This window comes from Nonomuraea cavernae (assembly GCF_040655715.1).
In the GTDB taxonomy this organism is placed as follows: Bacteria; Actinomycetota; Actinomycetes; order Streptosporangiales; family Streptosporangiaceae; genus Nonomuraea; species Nonomuraea cavernae_A.
Genome location: NZ_JBFAKL010000017.1, coordinates 119,966 through 136,691, shown reverse-complemented (window position 1 = coordinate 136,691; position 16,726 = coordinate 119,966). Strand labels below are relative to the sequence as shown.

Below are 16,726 nucleotides of genomic sequence, written 5' to 3'. Positions count from 1 at the left end.
GAGACCGTGCGCGCGGCGCGACGGAGGTGGGCGGGCGAGGAGGAGACCATGGAGGCGGTCGTGAAGCGGGTCGCGAGCTGGGTGGGGCTGGCCGGTCACCTCTGTACGCTGCCGTTCTACCTCGCGAGCGGGCTGGTGGCGCCACTGTGGGCGATCGTCGTGCTTGCTCGCGCTCTGGCTGGCGCTGCTGGGCGTCTCCGTCTGGGCCGTACGAGCGCGCTCGCCGTGGGGGCTGCTGGTCCCGGTCGCGGCGGTGGGTGTCTGGCTGGGCGGCGTCTCGGCCGGCGAGGCGATTCGCCGCCAGGCGGACCGCCGTCAAAACGCCGCACGACACCGCACGGTTCGGTAGTGTGTTCGACGGTGGCGATGACCAAGTCACCGGACGAACGATCGGAATCACCCTCGCCGCAGGGCTTGCGGAGAGGCGAAACGCCTGTGGAGCCGGTGTAAGACCTCAACGAGAGTCCTCTCGGGCGGGCGACCGGCGGTGAAGCAGGAAGCCCAACCGGCGACGGTTGGAATCCCGGTTCTTCAGAGCCGGGAGGATGTCAAGCAGAAGAACGTCCCCAAGTACGCGCCTTCCTGGGTGCGTACGGTGTCCGTCTGGGCGGAGGCGTCGCACCGGCAGGTCTCCTACGCGCTGTGCGACGACCGCCGGACCCTGCTGTGGTTCGCCAACCAGCGGGCGGTCGAATACCACCCGGCGTTGTTCCGCGGTGAGCACGCCACCCACCTCGTGCTCGACCTCGACCCGCCGGTGGACGACGCGTTCCCGCTGGCCGTGCGAGCCGCCCGGCTGGTGCGGCAGGCGCTGGACGACGCCGGGCGAGCTGCTCGGCGACGGCGATCCCTGGGCAGAGCGGATGCCCGAGCCGCAGCTCCTGCCGGCCGACCTGGTCGAGCAGGGGCACACGATCCCGATCGCCCGGGTCCAGGCCATGCACGAGGGCAAACGCCGCGCCCGCGCCCGCCGCGAGGGATGAGCGCGCGCCGGAGAGCGGCGTCAGCGGAGTCGTTCGAACCAGCGCAGCACGATCGGGAACGAGCGGAACACGGACGTCTGGTGGTCGACGTCGCCCACGTCGGTGAGTGAGGCGGTGGCGCCGCCGGCGCGCAGGTCGCGCAGGCAGTTGCGCGAGTTGAGAATCGTCACGTCCCGGTCGCCCCGCCCGGCGAACAACCGCACCGGCGCCTCGGGACGCCAGTCGGAGCAGGTGGTGTCGTTCAGGTCGAGCGCCTTCGCCAGCGGACCGGAGGGGCGTTGGAGCCGCTTCCAGAAGGCGGGCGTGATGAGCTCGCGCGGTGAGGCGGGCAGCCCGGCCGCGATCTCGTCGAAGTCGTGGTGGCCGTCGAAGAGCCGCTCGACCGCCGGGTCGCGGAACGCCTGGGCGGGCGTCCGGTAGAAGCCGTGCAGCCGGTTCATCGACACGGTCCAGTACGCCAGGTAGAACGTCGCGCTGTGCGGGTCGAGCCGCCCGGCCAGCAGCTCGGGCAGCTCGGCGCCCCGCACGTCGTACGGCCCGGCGATCGGGGCGAGCCCGCGCAGCCGGAAACCGAGGGAGCGGTCGCGCTGCAGTTCGCGGCCGAGGGCCATGGTGGCCTGGCCGCCCTGCGAGAAGCCGGTGACCAGCACGTCCCCGCTCAGCGTGCGGTCCTTGGCGGCGGCCAGCTCGCGGGCGGCGCGCAACAGGTCGACCGAGGCGGACGCCTCCGTCGCGGTGTCCATGTAGGGGTGGAAGCCGGGCCCCATGCCGAGGCCGAGGTAGTCGGGCGCCACGGCGGCGAATCCGGTGGCGGCGAACATCATGGGGACGGCCCGCCCGTCGCCGTCGGCCACCGATCCGGCGTACCTCTTGGTGGCCATGGTGCCGTGCTCGTAGCTGACCGTCCACAGCCCGTCCCGGGCGTCGTGCGGCAGCGCCACGACACCGCTGGCCGTGGTCCGGCGGCCGGTCACGCCGACCGTGCGGTAGACGACCGCGTACAGGTCGACTCCCTGCACCTGGGACGGCACGGGCAACTTCGCCTGGCCGAGATACTCCTCGACCTGTCGCGGCGACAGGCTCGCCAGCAGGCCGGCCGACACGATCTCGCCGCGGTCCAGGTCAGAAGCGGTGGTGACGGTCGCCTTGCGGGCGGGGGTGGCGACCGCGGCCGCCGCCGGGGAGGCCGCGGCGGCCAGCATGAGACCGGCACAGGCGAGGGCGAGCAGCCGGTTCTTCCGGGGGATGTTCATGATCGAAACGGTACGGATCAGCCGCTACGCGCCCCAGCCTGCACGCCGCCCAACCCGGGTGGTGCCCGCCCTACCCGGGATGGGCCCGCCGCCCCCCGGCGGCGTGGTCTACCGGATCGCGCCGATCGCCGGCAGGAGGCGGTCGGAGTAGTCGAACAGGGCCTGGTTCTCCCATCCGTTGCCCGTGGACGGGTCGGCCGGGTCCCAGCCGTTGCCGGGGACTCCCGTCCAGGTGGCCTCCCAGTAGAAGACGCCGAGGCCGAGACCGCCGGGGACGGCGCGGACGAGGTCGCTGACCTTGCGGATCAGCGCCGCCTGGCCGGCGGGGGTGGCGGGGTGGCCGGGGTACGGCTCGGCGGAGGTGATGATGTTCTCCCAGCCGTCCTTGTCGGCCGTGGTGAACGGGTAGGCGGTCTCGGCCACGATCAGCGGCTTGCCGTACCTGGTGGCGACGTCGTTCAGGTTGGCCTGGAAGGCGTCCAGCGTGCCGTGCCAGTAGGGGTAGTAGGACAGGCCGATCACGTCGTAGCGGATGCCGTGCTGGGCGGCCGTGTCGAACCACCACCGGTAGAGGCCGTTGTCGCCGCCGTTGGCCAGGTGGATCACCACCTTGGTCCGCGAGGAGACCGCCTTGACCGCGTCGTGAGCGGCACCGAGCAGCCCGGCCATGCCCGGCCAGTCGTCATAGCGGCCGTCGGGCCAGAGCAGCCCGCCGTTGAGCTCGTTGCCGGTCTGCACCAGGTCGGCCGTGGTGCCCTGCCGGCGCAGCGCGTCGAGCACGTCGAAGGTGTGGTCGTAGACGGCCTGCTTGAGCTGCTCGTACGTCAGCCCGGCCCAGGCGGCGGGCTTGTTCTGCTTGCCGGGGTCGGCCCAGGCGTCGGAGTAGTGGAAGTCGACCAGCAGGCCCATGCCGAGCGCCTTGGCCCGCTTGGCGATGGCGAGGACCCGCGCCTTGTCGTTGTAGCCGTCGGCGGGGTCGACCCAGACCTTGAGCCGGACGTAGTTGAGCCCGCCGTCGCGCAGGATGCGCAGGGCGTCGCCGGGACGTCCCTTGCGGTCGCGGTAGACGCCGCCGAGCGCCTCCGACTTGGCCAGGCTGGAGATGTCGGCGCCGCGGATCGCGAGGGGGCGTCCGCCGCCTTCGGCCTGCGCCGGTTGCCCGGTGGTCAGCAGGGCGAGACAGAGCAGCAGGGGTAACAGCGATCGTTTCAAGGGGTCCTCCTGTCGAGTTCGACGACGGCGACGCCTCCGGCCGGCACCTGGCCGGGGAAGGGGGCGCCGGTCAGCAGGTCCGTTCCGGTCATTGCGGGCACGTTCGCCGGGGTGGGGCCGTGGTTGATGAGGAAGGCGTACCTGTCCCGCCGTACGAGTTCGAGGGTGTCGGGCAGGTCGCGCGGCCGGGAGACGCCCGCGCGGTCGAGCAGGTCGGTGAGCACGGCGCGCAGGCCGGCGCCGTGGAGCGCGGCGGCCAGGTAGGAGGCGGTGCCGGCGCCGAACGGGTGGACGGTGAGCGCCGGGTGCCCGGCGTCGGGCCCGTCGGCGAAGCACTGCAGGGCCCGGGCCTGGCCGAGGTGGACGCGCTCCGACCAGATCCGGCCGGTGGCCCCGCCGGTGAGGGTGACGGTCTCCCGTTCGCGCAGCGGGTGGAACTCCTCCACCGACAGCCCGAGCACGTCGCGCAGCGCCCCCGGGCACGGGCCTTCGTGGACGGTGTCGTTCTCGTCGACCACGCCGGAGAAGAACGACACCAGCAGGTGCCCGCCCGCTTCGACGTAGCGCCGCAGGTTCTTCGCCGACGTCTCGGTGAGCAGGTACGAGCTGGGCGCCAGCACCACCCGATACCCCGAAATATCGGCGGAAGGGTGTACGAAGTCCACCGTCACGTGCTCCCGCCACAACGCCTCGTAGAAGGCGTCCACCCGCTCCCGGAACGCGAGGTCACCCGACGGCCGCCACTCCAGCTCCAGCGCCCAGTACGACTCCCAGTCCCAGACGATCGCCACCTCGGCCGCCACCCGGCCGCCCCGGACCGGCGCGAGCCGCCGCACGTCCGCGCCCAGCGCCACGACGTCCCGCCAGAGCCGGGAGCCGGTCCCCGCGTGCGGGACCATCGCCGAATGCCACTTCTCGGCGCCGTACCTCGACGCCCGCCACTGGAAGAACAGCACCGAGTCGGAGCCCCGGGCGACGTGCGCGAGGCTGTTGCGGCGCATCTCGCCCGGCCGCTTGGCGATGCCGCGCGCCTGCCAGCTGATCGCGCCCGTCGAGTGCTCCATGAGCATCCACGGCTGACCGCCCGCCAGCGACCGGCTCAGGTCGGCCGACATGGCGAGCTGGATGTGGTTGTCGGGCTGCTCGCCGTTCAGGTAGTGGTCGTTGGCGATCACGTCCAGCTCGGGAGCCCACCGCCACAGGTCCATCGACTTGCAGCTGACGGTGCCGGCGAAGTTGGTGGTCACCGGCTTGCCGGTGCGCCGCAGGATGTCGCGTTGCGCCCGGTAGTGCGACAGGTGCTCCTCGTTGGCGAAGCGGGCGTAGTCGAGCCGCTGGGCGGGGTTGACCACGGTGTGGCTCCACCTCGGCGCGTCGATCTCCTCCCATTCGCCGTAGTGCTGCCCCCAGAACGCGGTGCCCCAGGCGGTGTTGAGCGCCTCCAGGCTGCCGTGGCGGTGCCGCAGCCAGCTCCGCCAGGCGGCCGTGCTCGACGGGCAGTAGCACTCGCCGAGCGGGGCCCCGTACTCGTTGTGCACGTGCCACATCACCACGGCCGGATGGTCACCGTAGCGCTCGGCCAGCCGCTCGGCCAGCCGGGCACTGGCCGCGCGGAACGCGGGATGACTGGAGCAGGCGTGCTGGCGCGCGCCCGCGCCCACCCGCACGCCCTCGCGGGTGACGGGGAACGCGTCGGGGTACGCCCGCGAGAACCAGGCGGGCGGCACCGTGGTCGGCGTGCCCAGGTTGACCGAGATGCCCGCCCCGTGCAGCCGGTCCACGATCGTGTCCAGCCAGTCGAACTCGTAGCCGCCCTCGCGCGGCTCCATTAGCGCCCAGGCGAAGATGCCCAGGCTGACCAGGTTGACCCCGGCCTCGCGCATCAGCCGTACGTCCTCTTCCTGGACCTCGCGCGGCCACTGCTCGGGGTTGTAGTCCCCGCCGAACGCGATGCCCTCCGGCACGGCCGGATATCCACTCACGGATCCCCCAAGAGAAGTGCTCGATGTGGTCATGCCTTGACGGCGCCGCCGCTCAGGTCGGTACGCCAGAACCGCTGCATCGTGAGGAAGAGCGCGATCAGCGGGATGAGCGCCAGGAAGGTGCCGATGAGGATCAGGTTGTAGAGGCTCGGGTTGTTGGCCCCGGCCGCCAGCATCGTGTAGAGCCCCACCGTCAGCGGGAACTTGCCGTCGTCGCCGAGCATGATGAACGGCAGCAGGAAGTTGTTCCAGATGGCCACGAACTGGAACAGGAAGATCGTCACCAGGCCGGGCCCCATCAGCGGCATCGCGACCCGGGTCAACAGCGTCCAGTGCGAGGCTCCGTCGATGCGCCCGGCCTCCAGCAGCGCGTCGGGGATCGCCGCGCCGGCGTACACCCGGGCGAGATAGATGCTGTAGGGGCTCAGCAGCTGCGGCAGCAGGACCGACCAGTAGGTGTCGGCCAGTCCCACCTTGGCGAACAGCAGATACTGCGGGATCGCCAGCACCACCGCGGGCACCAGGATGCCGCCGATCAGCAGGTTGAAGATCAGGTCGCGGCCGGCGAAGCGGTACTTCGCCAGGGTGTAGCCCGACACGGCCGCGATCGCGGTGGCCAGGAGCGCGCCGCCCCCGGCGTACAGCAGGGTGTTGAGCATCCACATCCAGAACACGCCCTCGCGGTAGGCGGCGAGGTCGGCCAGGTTCTGGAAGAAGCCGGTGCCCAGGGCGAACGTCGAGGTGGAGAAGAGCTCGCCCGACGTCTTGGTGGCGGCGACCACCACCCAGCTCACCGGGAACAGGCAGTAGACCGCGCCGAGCAGCAGCACCCCGGTCGGCACGAGGCCGAGCGGCCTGCGGGAGCCGTTCGCGCGATGAGACGAGCGGGCCGTGGACGTGGCCATTCACGCCTCCCCGAACGCGCGGTTCCTCACCACGCGCAGGAAGCCGAAGGACAGCACCACCGAGATGCCGGCGATCACCATGGCGGTCGCGGCGGCGGAGTACAGGTCGCCTGTCACGAAGGCGTCCCGGTAGACCTTCATCAGAGGACTCCAGGTCGAGCTGAGGGTGTTGGTCAGCGGCCGCAGGGCGGTCGGCTCGGTGAAGACCTGCACCGTGGCGATGATGGAGAAGACGGTGGTCAGGATGATCCCCGGCACCAGGATCGGGATCTTGACGCGCAGCGCGATCTGCAGCTCCGACGCCCCGTCGATGCGGGCCGCCTGATAGAGGTCCTGGGGCACGGCGCGCAGGTTGGTGTAGAGGACCAGCATGTTGAAGCCGGTGCCGCCCCAGACGGCGATGTTGGCCATCGAGTAGGTGACGGCGCTCTGGCCCAGCAGGTCGACGCCGAACAGCGCGTCGAACGGGCTGAGGCTCGGCAGGTAGAGGAAGCCCCACATCAGGCTGGCCGCGACCCCGGGCACCGCGTACGGCAGGTAGATGGCGATGCGCGAGAACCTGGCCAGCCGCACCCGGGCGGTGTCCAGCATGAGCGCGAACACCAGGGCCAGCCCCAGCATCACGGCCAGCACCAGCGCCGCGTAGCCGAACACCCGCAGCCAGCCCATCCACAGCTCACCGTCGCCGACCGCCGCCGCGTAGTTGTCCAGCCCGACGAAGACCTCCTTCCTGGAGCCCTTGCCGAGGCCGAGGCCCGAGACCAGGGTCCGGCGCAGGCTCAGGTAGACGGTGTAGCCGATCGGCACGGCCATGAACAGCGTGAACAACGTCACGGCGGGGGCCAGGAGCAGGTACGGCGCGAGGCTCCCCCGAGCTCGGGGGTTCACTGGGCGAGCCGGAAGCCGGACTTCGTCATGTCCGCGACGGTCGCGTCGTGGATCGTCTTCAGGGCGTCGCCGAACGACGACTTGTTCAGCGCGGCCTTGTCGAAGGCGTCCTTGAAGGAGTTGTACGCGACGTTCACGTTCGGGCCGAAGGTGAAGCCGCGCGCTCCCGCGCCGTACTCGGCCGCCTGCTTCCAGAAGTCGGGCACGTTGGAGAAGTACTCGGGCGCCTCGGTGAGCAGGGACGTGCCCTTGGTCGCCGCCGGGTAGACGGCGCCCTCCTTGACCAGCAGGGCGAGCGCCTCGGGGTCGGTGTTGAGCCAGGCGGCGAACTTCGCCGCGGCCTCCTTGTGCTTGGAGCCGGCCGCGACGGCCACGGACGAGCCGCCCCAGAAGCCGCTGTGGTTCTCGCCGGCGTTCCACTGCGGCAACTGGGCGATCTCCCACTTGCCCTTGGACTTGGGCGCGTTGCTGGCCAGCGGGCCGGGCGCCCAGATCGCGGACGGCCAGGTCAGCAGCTTGCCGTCGTTGAGCGCCTTGTTCCACTCGGGGGTGAAGTAGGGCATGTCGTCGATCACGCCCTCCTTGACCAGACCGCCCCAGTAGTCGGCGAGTTTCCTGCTCGGCTCGTCGTCGATGGCGACCTTCCAGGCGTCACCGCTGATCGACCACCACTGCGCCCCGGCCTGCTGGGCGAGGCCGGCGAAGCTGCCGGGGTCCTTGCTGGAGAACGTGCCGAGGAACACCTTCGGGTCCTTCTGGTGCACGGTCCTGGCCGCCTCGGCGTACTCGTCCCAGGTCTTCGGTACGGCGATGCCGTACTTCTTGAACAGGTCGGCCCGGTAGTAGAAGAGCATGGGGCCGCTGTCCTGCGGGATGCCGTAGACCGCGTCGGTGCCGAGCGTGACGAGCCCCCAGATGCCGTCGCCGAACTCCGCCTTGACCGGGTCCGCCTGGGCCTTGATGTCGGCCACGGCCTCGGCGGCCACGAACGAGGGCAGCGCCTGGTACTCCGCCTGGATGAGGTCGGGCGGGTTGCCGGCCTTGGCGGCCGTGAGGAACTTGGTGGCCGCGTCGTCGCCGCCGGCCTGGGTGCTGGAGGTGACCTTGATGTTGGGGTTCGCCGCGTTCCAGGCGGCGACGACCTTCTCCATGCCGGGCACCCAGTTCCAGTAGGTCAGCTCGACCTTCTCGGTGGGGGCGCTCGACGGCGCGGCGCTGTCCCGGGCGCCGCTCTCCGGGGCGCCTCCGGAGCAGCCTGCCACGAGGGCGACGGCGAGGGCGGCGACGGCGAGCCTGTTCATGTGCATGAGGGCCTCGGCTGGGGGTGTCGGTGGTCTGTGAACGTTCACAGCGTGTTTTGTGACGCAGATTACTGTCAAGACCCCGTTACACTCTCGTTAACCCGCCCAAATCCGGCTGCAAGCACCTGTGTACGCTCACAGAGCTTGCGCAGCCGCCCATGAGATGCTGAGGGACGTGAAAAGGCCGACCATCCACGACGTGGCCGCCGCGGCCGGGATCTCCCGCGGCACCGTCTCACGCGTGCTCAACGGCGACCGCTACGTGAGCCCGGCGGCCCGCATCGCCATCGAGCGGGCCATCGCCGAGACCGGCTACGTGGTCAACCGCAACGCCCGCAACCTGGTCAGGCAGCGAGCCGGCTCCGTGGTCATGGTGCTCTCCGAGCCCAACGAGAAGATCTTCGAAGACCCCAACTACAGCACCACGATCCGCACCGCCATCCGCCGGCTCGGCGAGCGCGACCTGTCGCTGGTCATGATGATCGCCGGCGACGACCGCGACCGCGAGCAGGTGCTGCGCTACGTGCGCGGCGGCCACGCCGACGGCGTGCTACTGGTCTCCACCCACGCGGGCGACCCCCTGGTCGACGCGTTGCGGAGCAGCCACCTGCCGGCGGTCTCCTGCGGCGCCGTCATCGGCCGGGAGTCGGTGATCCCCTACGCGGCCTGCGACGAGCGCGGCGGCGCCCGCCAGATGGCCGAATACCTCGTGTCGCGGGGCCGCCGGAAGATCGCGATGATCACCGGGCCGCTCGACACTCCGGGCGGCATCCAGCGCCTGGAGGGCTTCGCCGACGTTCTCGGCCGCAAGGCGTCCAAGAAGCTGATCGAGCACGGCGACTGGACCCACGCGAGCGGCGAGAGCGCCATGGCCCGGTTGCTGGAGCGGGTGCCCGACCTCGACGCGGTGTTCGCGGCCTCCGACGTCATGGCGTCGGGCGCGCTCCACACGCTGCGGCAGACGGGGCGGCGGGTGCCCGACGACGTGGCGGTGGGCGGGTTCGACGACTCCTCGGTGGCGCTCTCCACCCATCCACCGCTCACCACGATCCGCCAGCCGCTCGGCGACGTCGCCCTTGAGACCGTGCGCCTGCTGCTCGCCCTCATCGACGGGGCGGACCATCTCGACCCGGTGACGCTGCCCACGGAGCTGATCGTCCGCGACTCGGCCTGATCACCCATCCTGGCGCATGGGCAGCCGGAGCACGAATTGCGCGCCCGGATGGTGGTCGGTGAGGGTCAGAGTGCCGCCGTGGGCGGTGGCGATCTCCCGCGAGAGCGACAGGCCGAGGCCGCTGCCTGACTTGTCCTTGAGACGGCCCTCCTTGAGGCGGGTGAAGCGCTCGAAGACGCGTTCATGGTCCTTCGGTGCGATGCCCGCGCCGTCGTCCGTGACCGTGAGCACGACCTCTCCGTCGTCGACCGTCATCGTCACGTCGATCCTGCTCCTGGCGTGCCTGGCCGCGTTGTCCAGGAGGTTGGTCAGCAGCCGGTCGAACTGCACGGCCGACCCCACGGCGGGCGCCGACTCGCAGAGGTCGGGGTAGATCGGCACGCGACCGCCGGCGCGCCGCTTCACCTGCTCCCTGACCACGTCGCAGAGGTCGACGACCTGGCGGGCGGCCGTGACTCCGGCGTCGAGCCGGGCCAGGATGAGCAGATCGTCGATGATGCCCGTGAGGCGCTCGGCGGCGGCGAGGGCGCGCGAGCCGGTGACCCTCCAATCGGTCTCCTCGGGATAGGCGTTCGCGTACTCCAGCTGGGCGCGCAGCCCGGCGATGGGGCTGCGCAGCTCGTGCGAGGCGTCGGCCACGAACCTGCGCTGGGTCTCCGCCGAGCGTTCGAGCCGGTCGAGCGTGTGGTTGGTGGTCGTCGCAAGCTGGGTGATCTCGTCGCCGCTCTCAGGGACGGACACCCGGCGGGCCAGGTCCTTGCCGGTGATCTCGGCCAGCTCCGCCCGGATGCGCTCGACCGGTCGCAGCGCCTGGCCGACCATGAGCCAGGTCAGCCCGCCCACGATCAGCACCACCAGCGGGGTCCCCGCGAAGACCAGGACGTACAGCCAGAGCAGGGCCCGCTGGACGTCGGCGAGCGAGGCGACCCCGTACACCGTGGTCTCGCCGCGCGGGCTCCGCACCCGCATGGCCATTACCAGGTAGTCGCCCCGGGGCTCTGTGTCGGGCGCGAAGGTGCGTTCGGTCTCGTAGACGGTCTCGTTGGCGGGCGGTTTGACGGCCGCCAGGCTCGGCTCGGGGCGCCGCCCCTCGCTGACCGCGAGGATTCTGCCGTCGGCGGAGACGACCTGGAGCAGTTGCACCTGTGACGGCGTCTGCAGGGTGCTGCTGAGCTGGCCCATACGGACGTCGCTCGCCACCCTGCGCACGGCCAGCTCCAGCCTGCTCTGTTCAACCCCGCGCAGGTTGGCCGGCACCGTGGACAGCGTTACGACGGCGGTCAGGCAGAAGAGCACGGCCGCGACGAGCATCGCGATCATGGTCAGGCGCGCCCTGATCGAGCGCGGAAAGATCCTTTTCACCAGCCCCTAGCCCCCAGCGTTACCCTCCGTGACACGTACCCCATGGAAGCGGTTTCGACCTGCCCATATGTCCGGAGGGAGCCATGGCGGCGGTGACGTTCCGCAAGGGGAGGCATGCTTACGCTTTGGGCGATTCCGCTGAGGGCGTGCGTCCCTGGCGAGCCCCCGGCCGGTAGGCCAGGGTGAGGGCATGAGGCTGCTGGTGCTGGGCGGGTCCGAGTTCGTGGGCCGGGCGTTCGTCGACGAGGCGCTGTCCCTCGGCCACGACGTGAGCATGTTCAACCGGGGCACCCACGAGCCACCCGCTGGGGTGACGGCGTTGCGCGGCGACCGGACGGCGCCCGGCGGGCTGACCGCGATCGAGCGGGGCGAGTGGGATGTCGTCGTCGACACCTGGGCCTGGGCGCCGTCCGCCGTGCGCGACGCCGCGCGCCTGCTGGCGGACCGGGCGGGCCACTTCGTCTACGTTTCCTCCCGTTCGGTCTACCACTTCCCCATGCCGGCGGGCGCCGACGAGACCGCGCCCCTGGTCGAGGGCTCCCCCGACGACGAGGTCGCGGTCGAGTACGCCCGGGTCAAGATGGGCGGCGAGCTGGCGGCCGTGGCGGCGTTCGGCGACCGGGCGCTGCTGGCCCGGGCGGGGCTGATCCTCGGGCCGCACGAGAACATCGGCCGGCTGCCGTGGTGGCTGCACCGCGTCGCCCGGGGTGGTCCAGTGCTCGCCCCCGGCCCCGCCGACCTCGGCCTGCAGTACATCGACACCCGCGACCTGGCTCTGTGGTGCCTGTCCGCCGCCGAGCGCGGCCTGAGCGGGCCCTACAACATGGTCAGCCCGCCCGCCTTCACCACCATGGGCGAGTTGCTGGAGGCCTGTGTCCAGGTGACCGGCTCCGACGCCCGGCTCCGATGGGCCGAGCCCGAGACGATTCTCGCGGCCGGCGTGCAGCCGTGGATCGATCTGCCGATCTGGCTGACCGGCGAGGACCATGACGCTCTGCACCAGGGCGACGTGTCCAAGGCCGTGGCGGCGGGGCTGCGCTGCCGTCCGGTCGAGGAGACCGTGGCCGACACCTGGGCCTGGCTGCGCGGCCTGCCCGGTCCGCCGCCCACGCGGGCCGACCGCCCTCCCCTCGGGCTCGACCCCGAGGTGGAGGCCAAGCTCCTGGAGCAAGTGCGGCCGTAGGCCGTCGTTCGGGCCGTATGCGCGGGTCCGTGTGGAGCGGCCCCCGTGCGGGCCCCCGTGCGGGCCCCCGTGCGGGCCGCGGAGGCGGGTGGGCGTTCCGGCCGACCGCGATTGCCCGGGGTCTGGTGATTTTCGCCTTCGGCCTTACTTCGGGCGCGGGGGTACTTGGCACGGTCTTAAGTCGGCCGGAACGCCCACCCGCCTCCGCTTCACGGTGTCCGGGCCGCTCGGCTTGCCCGCCGTAGAGTGGGCCCGGCTTCGTCGCCATTCTGCTCGTCGATGCTGAAGCGGATGTTTCCGTCTTTGCGGTTTATCGCCGTAGCTGAAGCCCGATCTTTCCGGCACAGTGCGGGTCGGGCGCCGTAGTGCCCTCCGCGTGGCAGTTCGTCGATCAGTTCCGGCTCCCTGCTCTCTGGACGCGCTCGCGGGCCAGGTCGTAGAGGGCGGCGACCAGCGCGATCACCACGAACATCACCACCACCATCAGGCCATGCCTGAACCCCGTCGCCCACCCCTCGCCGAGGCCCCTGAAGAAGGTCGAGCCCACGGCGGCGATCCCGATCGACGAGCCCAGCCGCTGCCCGGTCTGCAACACGCCCGCCGCGCTTCCTCCACCGGCGGGGGGCACCTCCGACAGCGCGATCGCCTGGTTGGGCGCGATCACCAGTCCGCTGCCGATGCCCGCGAGGAGCAGCGGCAGCGCGGTCGCCATCCCCACGCCCTGCCCCGGCACGAGTTCGGTGGCCAACATGGTCAGGGCCAGGCCGACGACCACCGTGCCCAGCCCGAGCGCCACCAGCAGCCGGCCCATCTTCGTCACCAGCCGGCCGCCGACCGCCGACGCCCCCGCCGACCCCAGCGCGAACGGCGTGATCGCCAGCCCGGCCAGCAGCGCGCTGTAGTCGTGGCCGTTCTGCAGGTACAGGGTGAAGATGAAGAAGATCCCGGTGAATCCCGCGAAGTAGAGCAACGCGATGATCGTCCCCAGACTGTACGTACGCAGCCGGAACAAGGCCAGGTCGATCAGCGGCTCCCGGCGGTAGGCCCGCTCCCACGCCACGAACCCGGCCAGCACGGCCAGCGACGCCGGGATCAGCAGCCACTTGGCGTTGCCCGGCCACCGCTGCTCCTGGATGAAGGGCAACAGCAGCCCCGTCACGCCCAGGCCCAGCAGCAGCACGCCGATCGGGTCGAGGCTCTCCCGCCGCCGGTCGGCCGCCCCGGTGACCGGCAGCACCTTCCAGGCCAGCGGCAGCAGCACGGCCCCGATCGGCAGGTTCACCAGGAACACCCACCGCCAGCCCTCCTCGTGACCGACCGCCGTGACCAGCGCGCCGCCGATCAGCGGCCCGGCCGCCGTGGACAGCCCGATGACGGCGCCGAGCGCGCCGAACGCCCGCCCCCGCTCGTCCCCCCGGAACATCTGCTGGATCAGCCCTGACACCTGCGGGTTGATCAGCCCCGCCGCCATGCCCTGGACCAGTCGCGACACGATCAGGACGGTCATGTCCGAGGCCAGGCCGCAGGTGGCACTGGCGAGGGTGAAGAGCGCGACACCGACCAGGAAGATGGTCTTGCGACCGCGCGCGTCGCCCAGCCGCCCGGCCGGGACGAGCAGCAGCCCGAACGTGAGCGCGTAGCCCGACACGATCCACTGCAGCCCGTCCTCCGAGGCGTGCAGCCCATCGCGGATCGAGGGGAGCGCCACGTTGACGATGCTCACGTCCAGCCCGGACATGAACGCCGCCACCAGGCAGATGCCGAGAGCCCGCTTGCGCTGATCCAGGCCGGTCATGCGGGTCAGGGCGTGACAACGGCGAAGTCGGGCAACGGCCCGTCGAGGACGGCCACCAGCCGTCGCAGCACCCCGATGTCGCCCTCCCGGTCGACCCCCTCGACGCCCCGGCCGGCCAGCAGGCCGATGAGCTGCGCCCGGGTCAGCCGCAAGGTCAGGTCGACGGGTCCGTCCGGCGGGTCGAGCTGCTGCGTGAACGCGCCGTTGGACAGCGTCGTACGGTAACACTCACCGAGATCGGTGAGATGCCAGTCGATGGCCAGGCACTCGTTCCACGCCTTCGGGCCGTGGATCCGGATGGCGATCGAGTCGAAGATCTGCTCGACGCCCAGCGCCACCGCCAGGTGCGGCCAGGCGGCGCGCGAACCGGCCGGCACGATGCCCTCGGTCAGCTCCAGCGCGCCCATCAGGTAGAAGTTGCGCCACGTGCCGTTCTCCGCGCCGTACGCGAGCCGGGTGTAGACCTCGGCGAGCAGGTCGCGCGCCTCCTTGTTGCCCTCGTCGGCGAAGACGGCGTGGTTGAGCAGCTGCGCGGCGAAGCGCAGGTCACCCTCCTCGAGGTAGCCCTTGGCGTAGGCCACCACGGCCGCCCCTCCGCCCAGGCACTCCACGTAGCGGATGGCGCTCTCGCGCGGCGGGTGCTCCCAAAGGTGCGCGGGGTTGCCATCGAACCAGCCCAGATACCGCTGGTAGATGGCCTTGACGTTGTGGCTGACCGAGCCGGAGTAGCCGTGGGCGTGCCAGACCCGTTCGAGGCCCGGGGGCATCCGCACGGCTTCGGCGATCTCGGGCCCGGTCAGGCCCTTGTTCATCAGGCGCAGGGTCTGGTCGTGCAGGTAGGCGTACAGGTCGCGCTGCTGGGACAGGAAGCGCACGATGTCCTCGCCGCCCCAGGTGGGCCAGTGGTGCGAGGCGAAGGCCACGTCGGCGTGACCGGCGAACATCCCCAGGGTGCCGGTCAGGTAGCGGGCCCAGCCGCGGGCGTCGCGTACGGGGCCGCCGCTGAGCGGCAGGATGCTGTGCTGGTTGTGGGTGGCGCTCTCGGCCAGGCAGAGGGCGCGGCGGCCGGGGAAGAGGAAGTTCATCTCCGCCGACGCCTCGGTGAGCTGGAACACCATCCGCACGCCGTCGACGACCTCCTCCTGCCCGGTGCGCGTGACGACGACCGAGGGCGCGATCAGCGAGACCGTGCCCGTGGAGAGGGTCATGCCGACGCCCGAGCCGAGCTGGCCCGTCGGCGAGCGCTCCAGCGCGGGCCCGTACAGGTAGGCGGTCCGGCGCCTCGTCGCCGGGCCGGCGTAGACGTGCTCGGTCACCACCCGCTCCAGGAACCCGGCGGGCGCCAGGATCGGCACCCCGCCGTCGGTAACGCCCCGCACGCCGCCGAAGTGGTCGGCGTGCGGGGTGGTGTAGACGACGCCGGTGACCGGCCGGTCTCCCCGGTGGCTCCGGTAGAGACGGAGCGCCGCCGCGGCGCACTCGGTGGACAGCAGCGGGTCCACGATGACGACCCCGGTGTCGCCCTCGACGATCGTCATGTTCGACAGGTCCAGCCCGCGGACCTGGTAGACGCCGTCGGTCACCTCGTACAGGCCCTGCCTGGCGCACAGCTGCCCCTGCCGCCAGAGGCTCGGGTGCGCCGTGTCCGGACACTCCTCCTGGAGGAATCCGTAGGAGTCGTTGTCCCAGATGACCCTGCCGTCCTCGGTCCTGATGACCGCCGGGGTGAGCTTCGCGATGAAGCCGCGGGCCGCGTCATCGAAATCGCGGCGGTCGTGAAATGGAAGGTCAGCCATACTCAACTGCATGCCCGCAGGCCAGTACCGACATGGTCATGCGAGCCCCTTCTTATCCGGCAAATACGGACAAAACTCCCGGCGGTGCGTCGCGGTCGACCGACCGGCCCGCGCGCACTAGCGTCGGCCACATGAGGTTGACAAGTGATCGTCATGAGACTTGACGGCGCCCGCGTCCTGATCACGGGCGCTTCTTCGGGCATCGGCGCGGCGACCGCGCGGGCGATGGCCGACGCCGGCGCGCTGCTGGTGCTGGCGGGACGTGACCGGAAGCGGCTGGAGGCGGTCGCGGCCGAGACCGGCGGGCGGGCCGTGGTCGCCGACATCACGACCGGCGCCCGCGCCCTCGCCCGGCTGGCCGGCTCCATCGACATCCTGGTCAACAACGCCGGGGCGGGATGGGCCGGCGCCTTCGCGCGGATGCCTCCGGACAGGATCGAAGGGCTGGTCACGGTCAACCTGACCGCCCCGATCGAGCTGACCCGGCTGCTCCTGCCCGGCATGGTCGAGGCGGGTCGCGGCCACGTCGTCTTCGTCGCCTCGATCGCCGGCGCGATCGGCGTGGGACGCGAGGCGGTCTACTCCGCGGCCAAGGCGGGGCTCGTCGCCTTCGCGGACGCGCTCCGCGACGAGCTGCGCGAGAGCCCGGGGATCGGCGTGTCGGTGGTGCTGCCCGGCGTGGTGGACACACCGTTCTTCGAGCGGCGGGGCGCTCCCTACGATCGCCCCTGGCCGCTGCCCATGCCGCCGGAGCGGGTGGCGCGCGGCATCATGGCCGCGATCCGGAACGAGCGGTCCGAGTCGTACGTGCCGGCCTGGCTCCGCCTGCCGGCGCGGCTGCGCGGCGCCGCTCCCGGCCCGTTCCGCCGCCTCATGCGGCGCTTCGGGTGAC

Annotated in this window: 14 protein-coding genes; 5 read left to right on the top strand and 9 right to left on the bottom strand. The window is 71.4% G+C overall.

Going from position 1 to position 16,726, the window contains the following annotated elements:
* Positions 1–163: 163 nt before the first annotated feature.
* Positions 164–349, top strand: coding sequence for a hypothetical protein (locus AB0I38_RS24540; RefSeq protein ID WP_358471824.1), 186 nt, complete (start codon positions 164–166; stop codon positions 347–349).
* A 138-nt stretch (positions 350–487) separates the two neighbouring features.
* Positions 488–1,093, top strand: a complete 606-nt coding sequence (locus AB0I38_RS24535; protein ID WP_358471822.1) for a hypothetical protein — start codon at positions 488–490, stop codon at positions 1,091–1,093.
* On the opposite strand, the gene AB0I38_RS24530 is transcribed toward AB0I38_RS24535, so the two are convergent.
* The 6 genes from AB0I38_RS24530 to AB0I38_RS24505 form a co-directional block, all read right to left on the bottom strand.
* Complete coding sequence (locus AB0I38_RS24530; RefSeq protein WP_358471820.1) at positions 1,004–2,236, bottom strand: hypothetical protein; 1,233 nt, start codon at positions 2,234–2,236, stop codon at positions 1,004–1,006. The genes AB0I38_RS24535 and AB0I38_RS24530 overlap by 90 nt on opposite strands.
* 108 nt (positions 2,237–2,344) lie before the next feature.
* Positions 2,345–3,448 (bottom strand): glycoside hydrolase family 53 protein, encoded by a 1,104-nt coding sequence (locus AB0I38_RS24525; RefSeq protein WP_358471818.1) that lies wholly within the window; start codon positions 3,446–3,448, stop codon positions 2,345–2,347.
* Positions 3,445–5,430 (bottom strand): beta-galactosidase, encoded by a 1,986-nt coding sequence (locus tag AB0I38_RS24520; RefSeq protein ID WP_358471816.1) that lies wholly within the window; start codon positions 5,428–5,430, stop codon positions 3,445–3,447. Before AB0I38_RS24520 ends, AB0I38_RS24525 begins: the two co-directional genes overlap by 4 nt.
* A 29-nt stretch (positions 5,431–5,459) precedes the next feature.
* Positions 5,460–6,335 carry a carbohydrate ABC transporter permease gene (locus tag AB0I38_RS24515; RefSeq protein WP_358471814.1) on the bottom strand — a complete coding sequence of 292 codons (876 nt, stop codon included), beginning with the start codon at positions 6,333–6,335 and terminating at the stop codon, positions 5,460–5,462.
* Positions 6,336–7,223: a carbohydrate ABC transporter permease gene (locus AB0I38_RS24510; RefSeq protein WP_358471812.1), complete on the bottom strand. Its 888-nt coding sequence runs from the start codon at positions 7,221–7,223 to the stop codon at positions 6,336–6,338.
* The gene (locus AB0I38_RS24505; RefSeq protein ID WP_358471810.1) at positions 7,220–8,524 is read right to left on the bottom strand and encodes an ABC transporter substrate-binding protein; all 1,305 of its coding nucleotides are present in this window, start codon (positions 8,522–8,524) and stop codon (positions 7,220–7,222) included. The genes AB0I38_RS24510 and AB0I38_RS24505 overlap by 4 nt, the downstream gene beginning before the upstream one ends.
* 175 nt (positions 8,525–8,699) lie before the next feature.
* Here AB0I38_RS24505 and AB0I38_RS24500 point away from each other — a divergent pair, with 175 nt between their 5' ends.
* On the top strand, positions 8,700–9,698 hold the full coding sequence (locus AB0I38_RS24500; RefSeq protein WP_358471808.1) for a LacI family DNA-binding transcriptional regulator: 999 nt from the start codon (positions 8,700–8,702) through the stop codon (positions 9,696–9,698).
* Here the strand turns inward: AB0I38_RS24500 and AB0I38_RS24495 are convergent, their stop codons facing one another.
* A complete protein-coding gene (locus tag AB0I38_RS24495; protein WP_358471806.1) occupies positions 9,699–11,060 on the bottom strand; it encodes a sensor histidine kinase in 1,362 nt (453 codons plus the stop codon).
* A 190-nt stretch (positions 11,061–11,250) separates the two neighbouring features.
* Here AB0I38_RS24495 and AB0I38_RS24490 point away from each other — a divergent pair, with 190 nt between their 5' ends.
* On the top strand, positions 11,251–12,243 hold the full coding sequence (locus tag AB0I38_RS24490) for an NAD-dependent epimerase/dehydratase family protein (protein WP_358471804.1): 993 nt from the start codon (positions 11,251–11,253) through the stop codon (positions 12,241–12,243).
* Between the two features lie 391 nt (positions 12,244–12,634).
* Here AB0I38_RS24490 and AB0I38_RS24485 read toward each other — a convergent pair whose 3' ends face one another.
* The gene (locus AB0I38_RS24485; protein WP_358471802.1) at positions 12,635–14,038 is read right to left on the bottom strand and encodes an MFS transporter; all 1,404 of its coding nucleotides are present in this window, start codon (positions 14,036–14,038) and stop codon (positions 12,635–12,637) included.
* A 5-nt stretch (positions 14,039–14,043) separates the two neighbouring features.
* Positions 14,044–15,834, bottom strand: a complete 1,791-nt coding sequence (locus AB0I38_RS24480) for an alkyl/aryl-sulfatase (RefSeq protein WP_358471800.1) — start codon at positions 15,832–15,834, stop codon at positions 14,044–14,046.
* 153 nt (positions 15,835–15,987) lie between these two features.
* Here AB0I38_RS24480 and AB0I38_RS24475 point away from each other — a divergent pair, with 153 nt between their 5' ends.
* A complete protein-coding gene (locus AB0I38_RS24475; RefSeq protein WP_358471798.1) occupies positions 15,988–16,725 on the top strand; it encodes an SDR family NAD(P)-dependent oxidoreductase in 738 nt (245 codons plus the stop codon).
* The last annotated feature ends 1 nt before the right edge of the window (position 16,726 follow it).